8 protein-coding genes are annotated in these 10,862 nt (G+C 69.3%); 3 read left to right on the top strand and 5 right to left on the bottom strand.

From position 1 onward, the window contains the following. Positions 1-121: 121 nt before the first annotated feature. Entirely contained in the window at positions 122-1,639 is a 1,518-nt protein-coding gene (gene trpE / locus ABIC44_RS19365; RefSeq protein WP_354297053.1) for an anthranilate synthase component I, read from the bottom strand. Then, positions 1,626-3,572, bottom strand: coding sequence for a peptidylprolyl isomerase (locus ABIC44_RS19360; protein ID WP_354297052.1), 1,947 nt, complete (start codon positions 3,570-3,572; stop codon positions 1,626-1,628). The genes trpE and ABIC44_RS19360 overlap by 14 nt, the downstream gene beginning before the upstream one ends. A gap of 134 nt (positions 3,573-3,706) precedes the next feature. On the opposite strand from ABIC44_RS19360, the gene tpiA reads away from it, so the two are divergent. Beyond that, on the top strand, positions 3,707-4,453 hold the full coding sequence (tpiA, locus tag ABIC44_RS19355; RefSeq protein WP_354297051.1) for a triose-phosphate isomerase: 747 nt from the start codon (positions 3,707-3,709) through the stop codon (positions 4,451-4,453). 114 nt (positions 4,454-4,567) lie between these two features. Here the strand turns inward: tpiA and ABIC44_RS19350 are convergent, their stop codons facing one another. Beyond that, positions 4,568-5,947, bottom strand: coding sequence for a leucyl aminopeptidase family protein (locus ABIC44_RS19350; RefSeq protein ID WP_354297050.1), 1,380 nt, complete (start codon positions 5,945-5,947; stop codon positions 4,568-4,570). Further along, positions 5,944-7,344: a serine hydrolase domain-containing protein gene (locus ABIC44_RS19345; protein WP_354297049.1), complete on the bottom strand. Its 1,401-nt coding sequence runs from the start codon at positions 7,342-7,344 to the stop codon at positions 5,944-5,946. The genes ABIC44_RS19350 and ABIC44_RS19345 overlap by 4 nt, the downstream gene beginning before the upstream one ends. 352 nt (positions 7,345-7,696) lie before the next feature. On the opposite strand from ABIC44_RS19345, the gene ABIC44_RS19340 reads away from it, so the two are divergent. Continuing rightward, positions 7,697-8,086 carry an MAPEG family protein gene (locus tag ABIC44_RS19340; RefSeq protein WP_354297048.1) on the top strand — a complete coding sequence of 130 codons (390 nt, stop codon included), beginning with the start codon at positions 7,697-7,699 and terminating at the stop codon, positions 8,084-8,086. On the opposite strand, the gene rimO is transcribed toward ABIC44_RS19340, so the two are convergent. Next, on the bottom strand, positions 8,070-9,410 hold the full coding sequence (gene rimO / locus ABIC44_RS19335; RefSeq protein WP_354297046.1) for a 30S ribosomal protein S12 methylthiotransferase RimO: 1,341 nt from the start codon (positions 9,408-9,410) through the stop codon (positions 8,070-8,072). The two genes, ABIC44_RS19340 and rimO, sit on opposite strands and share 17 nt — an antisense overlap. Before the next feature lie 118 nt (positions 9,411-9,528). On the opposite strand from rimO, the gene ABIC44_RS19330 reads away from it, so the two are divergent. Then, the gene (locus ABIC44_RS19330) at positions 9,529-10,623 is read left to right on the top strand and encodes an anhydro-N-acetylmuramic acid kinase (RefSeq protein WP_354297044.1); all 1,095 of its coding nucleotides are present in this window, start codon (positions 9,529-9,531) and stop codon (positions 10,621-10,623) included. Positions 10,624-10,862 lie beyond the last annotated feature (239 nt).

The following is a 10,862-nucleotide window of genomic DNA, read 5'->3' as shown; positions in this document are numbered from 1 at the left end:
AGCGCCCACCCCTCACCCAGCTCCGACTAAGCCTTTGCTTTCGCAAAGGCCAAGTCTGCGCAACCCTCTCCCCTCTGCGAGGGGCGAGGGAAGAAAAAGCGATCCTGAATGTCGATCCGCCCTACTGCCCGAAACCCCCGTCACCCGCCCGCGCGACCGCATCGCGTGCGGCGGCGAGCATCGCGCCTGCCTTGGCCTCGCATTCGCGCTGTTCATAGGCCGGGTCGCTGTCGGCGACGATGCCCGCGCCCGCCTGGACATGGATGGTGCCGTCCTTGACCACCGCGGTCCGCAACACGATGCACGAATCCATCGATCCGTCGGGCGAGAAATAGCCGACGCCGCCCGCATAGGCGCCGCGCTGTTCGGGTTCCAGCTCGGCGATGATCTGGCAGGCGCGGACCTTGGGCGCGCCGCTGACCGTGCCCGCCGGGAAGCCCGCGAACAGCGCGTCGAGCGCGTCCTTGTCGTCGCCCAGCCGTCCGACGACGTTGGACACGATGTGCATCACATGGCTGTAGAATTCGACCGTATAGCTGTCGGTCACGCGGACGCTGCCCGCCGCCGAGGCGCGGCCGACATCGTTGCGGCCCAGGTCGAGCAGCATCAGATGCTCGGCGCGTTCCTTGGGATCGGCGAGCAGGCTGTCGCGGTTGGCGGCGTCCTCGGCACGTGTCCGCCCACGCGGGCGGGTGCCCGCGATCGGCCGGATCGTGACCTCGCCCGCGCGCACCCGGACGAGGATCTCGGGGCTCGACCCGATCAGCGAAAAGCCCGGCAGGTCGAGATGATAGAGGAAGGGCGAGGGGTTGATCCGCCGCAGGCTGCGATACAGCTCGAAGGGCGGCAGCGCGAAGGGCGCCGAGAAACGCTGCGCCAGCACCACCTGAAATATGTCGCCCGCGACGATATAGTCCTTCGCGCGCGCCACCATCTCCGCATAGCGCCCGTTGGGCAGAGCGGGGGCATAGCTGGGCTCGGGCAGGTCGGCGCGGACCGGCGGCGGCAAGCGGGTGGAGGCCAGCCGCGCGGCGGTGGCGTCAAGCCGCTCCTGCGCCTCGGCCAGCGCACGTTCGAGATCGCGGACATTCTCGGGCCAGACCGGTGCGACGAGATAGAGCGCGTCGGCCAGCCGGTCGAACACCAGGATGACAGTCGGCCGCACGAAGATCATGTCGGGCAGGCCGAGCGGATCGACCGGGGGCTTGGGCAGCGTCTCGACCAGCCCCACCGTCTCATAGCCGAAATAGCCGACCAGGCAGGCGAGCGCGGGCGGCAGCCCTTCGGGCACGTCGGCGCGGCATTCGGCGACCAGCGTGCGCAGCGCGGCGAGCGTCGGCGCAGCACAGGGCTCGAAAGCGTCGCGATCGGTCGCCCAGCGGCGGTTGATCGCGGCGTCATGCCCATCGGCGCGGAAGACGAGATCGGGGGCCAGCCCGATCAGGCTGTAGCGCCCGCGCGTCGCGCCGCCCTCGACCGATTCGAGCAGGAAGTCGCCGCGCCCCGGCTCGATCAGCTTCAGCGCGGCGGCGACCGGCGTCTCGGTGTCGGCGATCTGCCGCCGCCACACCAGCGCGGGCCGCCCCGCCTTCAGCTGGGCGAGCGCGGCGTCATCGGCGTGGGGCTCAGTTGCCGCCATTGTTCAGCAGCTCCGAGCGGACCTTAGCGATCGCCTTGGGATCGGTCTTGACGCCCAGCGTGTCGCGGACGGCGCGGGCGAATTGCGAGACATATTCGCGGCCGACCAGGCGGCCAATGTCCCCCCGCGCGGCGCGGATCGCGGCGTCATTGCCGGTCGCATTGCCCGCCTCGATCTTCGTCACGCGCAGGATGTACCAGCCTTCGTTCTGCGGGGCCTCCAGCGTGCGCGCCTTGTTCTGCGGCATCGAGAACAGCAGCGCGAGCGGGGCGGCGGCGGGGGTGTTCTGCGCGGCGGCGAGGTCGCGACGCGACGCGGCGATCGGGCGGACCGGCGGCACGGCCAGCCCGGTTTCCTTCAGCGCCTGCGCCATCGGCATGCCCTTGTTCACCTTGGCGAGCACGGCATTGGCGAGCTTGCGCGCGGCGGCACGGGTGCGGTCGGCGTTCAGATCGGCCAGCACCTGCGCGCGGACCTGCGCCAGCGGGCGGGGGGCGGAGCGCTGGATCTGGCCGACGCCGACGATGGCGAAGCCGCCGTCCTGCCCGACCGGAACCAGCTGCGGCGCGTCGCCTTCCTCGGCGGTGAAGGCGGCGGTGATCATCGCGCGCTGTTCGGGCGTCGGCTGGAAGGCGGGCGCGTCGGGCGCGGTGCCCTGCGCGGTGACGGCGGGGGTGGTCTGCGCCTGCAGCTTGCGGTCGGCGACCACTTCCTCGAAGGTCGCGTTGCCCGACAGCGAATCCTCGATCGCGTTGCGCATCTCGCCCAGCGCGGCGGCCTGCTTCTGCTTGGTCAGCTCCGCGACGATCTCGGGACGGACCTGCGCCAGCGTCTTGCCCGGCACCTGGGTCACGCCGTCGACACGGGCGACGACGAAGCCGAGGGTGCCGCGCACCGGGCCCACGACCGTCCCCTTGGCGGCGGCGAACACCGCATCGGCGACCGGCGCGGAGGCGAGCGCGGCATAGGCCGCCTTGTCCAGGCCCTTCTGCACCGAAGCCTCGAGCCCGGCGGCGCGCGCTGCATCGGCCAGGCTGGTGCCGCCCTTCGCCTTGGCGGCCAGCGCGTTCGCGCCCGCCTGATCGGCGACGATCACCTGCGTCACGTCGCGCTTTTCGGCGGCGGCGTAGCGCGACTGGTTGCTCTGATAATAGCGGGCGATCTCCGCCTCGCTGGGGGTCGCCTTGGCCGCGATGGCGGCCGGGGTGACCAGCGCATAGCGGACGACGCGACGCTCGGGCAGCGTGTAGCGCTGGACGTTGCGCGTGTAGAAGGCCTGGATGTCGGCGTCGCTGGGCGCGGGGCCGGTGGGCACCAGACGGGTCGGGATGAAGCCGACCTCACCGCCGCGCTTTTCGAGCAGCAGCGAGGCATAGGGCAGCGCCATCTGCATCGCCATCTGGGTCGCGCCGATGGTCGGCACGGTCAGCTGCTGCGCGAACAGGGTGCGCTCCAGGTCGGTGCGGACCTGCGCGTCGGTCATCTTCCGCTGGGCCAGAAGCTGCTGGTAAAGCGCCGGATCGAACTGGCCATTGGGGCCGCGAAAGGCCGGGATCGAGGCGATCTGTCCGTCGATCAGGCGGCGCGAGACGACCATGCCCTGGTCCTTGCCGAACTGTTCGAGCGACAGGCCGGTGATCTCGCGCTGGAGCACGCCCTCGAACCCGCCCGCCGCCATGAACTGCGCCATGTCGAAGGTCGGCTGTTCCTGGCGATAGGCGGCGACCTCGTTCTGCGCGGCGGTGCGCAGGTCGTTGGCGGTGATCTTCGCATCGCCGACCTTGGCGACCGACGAGCCGGTCAGCCCGCCCGCCATGCCCGAGATGTTGGACACGTCGCCCGCGGCGAACGCGATCGCGATCACGCCCAGCACGATGAAGGTCACGACGACGCCGGCCTTGGAATTGATGATCCGGCGGAAGAAGCTGAGCATGGACGACCGATCGGCAAAGGATAAAAACGGATGTGCTTTAGGGGCCCGTCGCGCCCGCATCAAGCTTGCGCGGATCGCATGATCCGCTATCGGTGTTGAACACGTATAACAGTCGACAGATGAGGAGGCCGGTTATGGCACGGCGCAAAATGGTGGCTGGCAACTGGAAGATGAACGGTTCGCGCGCCGCCCTGGCCGAGCTGGACGCGATCGCGGCGGCGGCGCTGGCGGCTCCGAATGTCGATGTCGCGATGGCGGTGCCCTTCACGCTGATCGCCGCGGCGGCGGAGCGGGTGCCCGATCTGGCGATCGGCGCGGAGGATGTGCACGAACGCGATTCGGGGGCGCATACCGGTTGCGTCTCGGCCGGGATGGTGCGCGAGGCGGGCGCGCGCTTCACGATCGTCGGCCATTCCGAGCGTCGCGCCGACCAGGGCGAGACGAGCCAGGACGCCTGGGCCAAGGCGGCGGCGGCGCATCGCAACGGCCTGAAGGTCATATTGTGCTGCGGCGAGACCGAGGCGGAGCGCAATGCGGGCCGCGCCGAGCGGGTGGTGCAGGCACAGATCGAGAAGTCGGTGCCCGACAATGCCGATGGCAGCTGGTTCACTTTGGCCTATGAACCGCGCTGGGCGATCGGGACCGGGCGGACGCCGACCGTCGAGGAGATCGCGACGATCCATTCGATCGCCCGCGCCAAGCTGCGCATGCTGATCGGCGATGCGGCGGACGACGTGCGCATCCTGTATGGCGGCTCGGTGATCGGCGAGAATGCCGCGACGCTGTTGTCGGTCGAGAATGTCGACGGCGCGCTGGTCGGCGGGGCCAGCCTGACCGCCGAGAAGTTCGTGCCGATCATCGAGGCGGCGGCGGGGTTGTGATTGGGGTTGGCGTGACCCGTGCGCTTCGACTTCGCTCAGCGTGAACGGCTGTCGGGATTGATCCCCGAGCTCCGTTCAGCCTGAGCGAAGTCGAAGGCCACGCTCGACCGCCGATCACCCCCCCGAATAGCGCCCCTTCAACATCCGATACGCCGCGCGCAGGGCATAGGCTTCACCCCCCTTGGGGCGCCCCGGCTTGCCCGAAGGCCGCCATGCGAACACGTCGAGATGTGCCCAGGCCGTATTCCGGGGCACGAAGCGCCGCAGGAACAGCGCCGCCGTGATCGCCCCCGCAAAGCCGCCATCGGGTGCGTTGACCATGTCGGCGATGTCGGACTTCAACATATCGTCATAGCCGTCCCAGAGCGGCATCCGCCACACGGGATCGTCCTCCGCCACGCCCGCCGCGAGCAGCTCGGCCGCCAGCGCCTCGTCATCGGTGAACAGCGGGGGCAGGTCGGGGCCGAGCGCCACGCGCGCCGCCCCGGTCAGCGTGGCGAAGTCGAGGATCAGCTCGGGCTTCTCCTCGCCCGCGCGGGTCAGCGCGTCGCCCAGGATCAGGCGGCCCTCGGCGTCGGTATTGGTGTTCTCGACGGTCAGGCCCTTGCGGGTGCGCAGCACGTCGCCGGGGCGGAAGGACGCGCCCGACACCGCATTCTCCACCGCCGGGATCAGCAGGTGCAGCCGGACCGGCAGCTTGGCCGCCATGACGAGGCCGGCCAGCGCCAGCGCGTGCGCCGCGCCGCCCATGTCCTTCTTCATCAGCCGCATGCCCGCCGACGGCTTGATGTCGAGCCCGCCGGTGTCGAAGCACACGCCCTTGCCGACGATCGCGATGCGCGGATGGGCGGGATTTCCCCAGGCCAGTTCGATCAGGCGCGGCGCACGGTCGCGCGTCGCGGCCTGGCCGACCGCATGGATCATCGGATAGTCGCGGGCGAGCGTCTCGCCCGCCGTGACGGTGACGGTGGCGCCATGGCCCTGGGCCAGCGCCTCGGCCTGCGCTTCCAGCTCGGCGGGGCCCAGATCGCCGGCACCGGTGTTGACCAGATCGCGGACGAGGGCGGTCGCGGCGGCGATGCGGAGCATCTCGTCCCGGTGCGCGACGTCGCGGGTCAGCAGGACGCGCGGCCCTGCATCCTCCGCCTTGCGATAGCGGGTGAAACGATATTGGCCGAGCAGCCAGCCCAGCGCATTGGCCCCGACCTCCGCGCCGTCCAGGCGATAGCTGCCCTCGGGCAGCGTCTCGGCGAGCTTTGCCAGCGCCCAGGGCGCGGCGGGATCGGCGACGCCCGCGACCACCGCGATGCCGTCATCCTGCGGCACGAGGATATGGCTGTTGGGCTTGGCGGAGAAGCGCTGCGCCGCCGCCAGCGCGCGGGTCGCGGCGGGCTGGCGGCTCAGCCAGCCGTCAAAGCCGTCGGCGGTCAGCAGCGTGATCGCATGCGCGCTCTGGCCGCGATCGGGTTGGAGCAGGGGGGCAAAGTCGGTCATTCGGCGGGACTCACGAGAAACTGTTCGATCTTTCCGGTCGCACCCGGCTCGGCATAGGTGCTGATGCGCAGCGTCCGGTTCGGATAGGTCACGCGGTAGGAACGGTTGACGAACCCGCCGCGCAGCCGGGTCTTGCCCGTCTGTTCGATCGTCTTCGGCGCGCCGAGCGGCGACAGGCTCGACCGATAGTCGGCGATGGTCGCGGGGGTGAAATAATAGGCCGCGTCCTCGGTCAGCAGCGATCGGTCGAGGCGGCCCGCCTGAAGCTGGGCATAGACCCGGCGGATGCGGTCGAGCGCGGCGGCATCCCCGGCATCGGCCTTGGGCGCGGGCAGGACGATGTCGGATATGCCCTTGGCGATCCGCCCCTGCGCATCGGCGAACCAGGCATTGACCGCGACCACCACGGCGGCCTTGTCGTCCGGATAGACGATATTCTCGGTCAGGAAGCCGACCGCCTCGCCGCTATGCTCGACCACGCGGCGTCCATCGGCGGTGCCGACCGCGACGCCCAGACCGTAACTGGTGTTCGATCCATCGGCCAGCTTGACCGGCGTCTCCTGCTCGGCCCAGTCCTTCGCGGGCAGCAGCGTGCGGTTCATCCGCGCCACGTCCCATTTCGCCAGGTCGCGCGGCGCCATGGACAGCTCGCCTGCCGCATAGAGCCAGCCGGGGGCCGCGGGCGTCTCGACCCGGACGGGGCCCAGCGCATGGCGGAGATAGCCCTGGGGGAAGCCCGGCCCGACCGCCTTGTCCTGATCCACCGCGCGGATGCCCAGCGGCCGGAAGACGCGCGCCTGGAGGAAGTCGAGCAGCGGCTGGCCCGATACCTTCTCGACGATCAGGCCCGCCACGACATAGCCGGTGTTGGAATATTGCCACTGGGTGCCGGGCGCGAAGTCGAGCGGCGCCTTGGCCCAGCGGTCGACGATCCCCTGCGGCGTGGTCGGGGTCGCCATCGCCTTGAAGCTGTAATCCTGCGGCCAATAGTCGCGCAGGCCCGAGGTATGGCTGAGCAACTGGCGGATGGTGATTGTGTCGCCGCCGCTGATGCCGGGGATATATTGGGCGACGGTGTCGTCCAGCGACAGCTTGCCTTCGTCCGCCAGCAACTGGATCGCGGTCGCGGTGAACTGCTTGGACACAGAAGCGATCTGATAGGGGAGGGCCGGATCGGCAGGGCCGCGCTGCCCCTCGAACTGCTTGCCATAAGCCTTGGCGAGCACGATCTTGCCGCCGCGCACCACCGCGATCGAGGCGGAGGGGACGCCGGTATCGGCCAGCGTCCTGGTCACCAGCGCATCGATCTTCTGGGTTTCCGCCGGAGTCAGGGCTTGTGCGGCGAGCGGAGCGGGGGCGAGCAGCGCGACGGCCGCCAGCAGGGTCGGGTATCTCATGCGCGCCAAGGAAGCAGGTTTGTGGGGGCGGTGCAACGGGAGCGTTGGCGGGTGAGGGTGGGGCGTGGGTGAGGGGCGTGGGCTTCGACTTCGCTCAGCCTGAACGGATGTGGGGATATGGGGCCGCCCCCTGGTCAGCCTGAGCGGATGGCGGGAAAAGGGGCTTTCCTCCGTTCAGCCTGAGCGAAGTCGAAGGCCATGGGAAAGCCGCTCGACGTCGTACGATATAAAAAGCACGGTAAAAATCGCCCCAATCCCCAAAGGCCGGGGTCCCGTTGCGAAGCCCCGCGTTGGTAGAAGGCATGGCGCGCCCCGACCTCCGCCGGGGTGATGTAGACAAGAGGGCAAGCGCATGACCACCGAACTGACCATCCTCGGCTGGTCGATCATCCTATTCTTCGTCCATCTCGCGCTGCAATCGCAATTGGCGACGCTGGACCGGGGCATCGGCTGGAATGCGGGACCGCGCGACGGGACTCCGGCGCCGCTGGGGCCGCTTGCCGGGCGGGCGGAGCGTGCTTCGGCCAATTATCGCGAAACCTGGCCCGTCTTCATCGCGCTGGCACTGGGGCTGGCCCTGACCGGCCGGAGCGGCGGGATGGCGGCGACCGGCGCGTGGATCTGGTTCCTCGCGCGGGTCGCCTATGTGCCGCTCTATCTGTTCGGCGTCCGGTACGTCCGGTCGCTGGCCTATCTGGTGTCGATGGCCGGGCTGGTGATGATGCTTATCCGTTTCCTGTGACGGGGACGCCGTACAGGTCGTGCTCGTCGGCATCCTCGATCTCGACCGCCACGATGTCGCCGACCGACAGGTGCCCGGCATCGCGCAGGAAGACCTCGCCGTCGATCTCGGGCGCGTCGGCCTGGGACCGGCCGGTCGCGCCGCCTTCCTCGTCCACCGCGTCGATGATGACGGGCAGGGTGCGGCCGACCTTGGCCGCCAGCTTGGCGGCGGAGATGGCGGCGGTCTTTTCCATGATCCGCGCGTAACGCTCTTCCTTCACCTCCTCGGGGACGTGATCGGGCAGCGCGTTGGCGGCCGCGCCCTCGACGGGCTCGAAGCGGAAGGCGCCGACCCGGTCGAGCTGCGCCTCATCCAGCCAGTCGAGCAGATATTCGAAATCCTCCTCCGTCTCGCCGGGGAAGCCGACGACGAAGGTCGAGCGGATCGCGATATCGGGGCAGATGTCGCGCCACTGGTGGATGCGCTGGAGCACCTTGGCGTCGTTGCCGGGGCGCTTCATGCGGCGGAGCACCGACGGCGCGGCGTGCTGGAAGGGAATGTCCAGATAGGGCAGCACCAGCCCCTCCGCCATCAGCGGGATCACCTGATCCACATGCGGATAGGGATAGACATAGTGCAGCCGCACCCAGGGCGCGATCTTGCCCAGTTCGCGGGCCAGGTCGGTCATGTGCGGCACGACCTCCTGCCCCTTCCACATCCGGGGTTCCTTCCGGATGTCGATGCCGTAGGCCGAGGTGTCCTGGCTGATGACCAGCAGCTCGCGCGTGCCCGCCGCGACCAGCTTCTCCGCTTCGCGCAGGATGGCGTCGGGGCGGCGGCTGACCAGGTCGCCGCGAAGCGACGGGATGATGCAGAAGCTGCACCGGTGGTTGCAGCCCTCGGAAATCTTCAGATAGCTGTAATGGCGCGGGGTCAGCTTCAGCCCGGCGTCGGGGATCAGGTCGATATAGGGCGACAGGTTGGCGGGCGCGGCGGCGTGGACGGCCTCTACCACCTGCTCATATTCATGCGCCCCGGTGATCGCGAGCACGTCGGGGAAGCGGGTGCGGATCGCCTCGGCCTCCTTGCCCATGCACCCGGTCACGATGACGCGGCCATTTTCCTTGATCGCCTCGCCGATCGCCTCCAGGCTTTCCTCCTTGGCGGAGTCGAGAAAGCCGCAGGTGTTGACCAGCACGACATCGGCCCCGGCATAGTCGGGCGACATCTGATAGCCGTCTGCGCGGAGCTGGGTCAGGATGCGTTCGCTGTCGACCAGATTCTTGGGACAGCCGAGCGAGACCATGCCGACACGCGGCGGAGTGGGGAGTTTGGTTGCCATGGGATACGCGCGCACATAGTCCAAATCATCGCGCTTTTCCAGATGCGCTTGCGCCAGGTGGTCGACACGTCCGCGCGATCCCGGCATGAGGGATGCAAATTCACAAGGGTTAAGCGCGATGCTGGCGATCGGATTGATGTCGGGAACCTCGCTCGACGGGGTGGATGCCGCGCTGATCGAGACGGACGGCGAGGCGCAGGCCTGCGCGATCGCCTTTCGCAGCGAACCCTATTCGGATGCCGCGCGCACCGAACTGGCGGAGGCCACCGCCATGGCGCTGACCTTCGACCGACCGCGCGCCAGCCCGCCGATCGTCGCGGCGAGCGAGTTGATCGTGCGCACCCATGCGATGGTCGTCCAGAAGCTGCTGCGCGATGCCGGGATCGGCGCGGACGCGGTCGATGTCATCGGCTTTCACGGCCAGACGGTCGCGCATCGTCCCGATCGCGGCTGGACCTGGCAGATCGGTGACGGACAGGCGCTGGCGGATGCGACCGGGATCGTCACCGTCTCCGACTTCCGCTCGGCCGATGTCGCGGCGGGCGGGCAGGGGGCACCGCTGATCCCCGTCTATCACGCCGCGCTGGCGGCCGGGCTGGAGAAGCCGGTGGCGATCCTCAATCTGGGCGGGGTGGCCAACGTCACCTGGATCGGCCACGATGGCGCGCTCGTCGCCTTCGATACCGGCCCGGCCAATGGCCTGATCGACAGCTGGATGGAGGCCGAGACCGGGCAGCGTTACGACGCCGATGGTGCGCTGGCGGGCAGCGGACGGGTGGAGCCGACCGTGCTTGATACGATGATGGACAATGGGTGGTTCGACCTCGCCCCGCCCAAGTCGCTCGACCGCAACGATTTCACCATCCAGCCCGCGCGGGGGCTGTCGGCGGCGGACGGCGCGGCGACGCTGACCGCCTTCACCGCGCAGACGGTGGCGCGCGCGCTCGACCATCTGCCCGCGCGGCCCCGGCGTCTGTTGGTCGCGGGCGGCGGGCGGCACAATGCCACGATGCTGGCGATGATCGCGGCGGCGACGGGGCTGCCCCCCGAGCCGAGCGATGCGCTCGGCTGGAACGGCGACGCGATGGAGGCGGAGGGCTTCGCCTATATGGCGGTGCGTCGGCTGAAAAAGCGGCCGATCAGCTTTCCCGGCACGACCGGCGTACCGCAACCGATGACCGGGGGCGTGATCCATCGGCCCGCCGGGGGATAGTTCAGGCGATCGGGCATGACCGTCGTCCCGGCGAGTCCCGCTTCGGCCTTAGGGCGGAGCGACATTAAGTATTGCATCTTCTTCCCTCTCCCCTGGACAGGGGAGAGGGTTAGCGAAGCTTGCCAGCCTGCTGGCTAGCGCAGCTTGGGTGAGGGGTGGGCGCTCGCCAAGCGAGCGCCCACCCCTCACCCAGCTCCGACTAAGCCTTTGCTTTCGCAAAGGCCAAATCATCGCAAACC

This window comes from Sphingomonas sp. 1185 (assembly GCF_040544655.1).
In the GTDB taxonomy this organism is placed as follows: domain Bacteria; phylum Pseudomonadota; class Alphaproteobacteria; order Sphingomonadales; family Sphingomonadaceae; genus Sphingomonas.
This window is presented reverse-complemented; position numbering and strand designations above follow the sequence as displayed.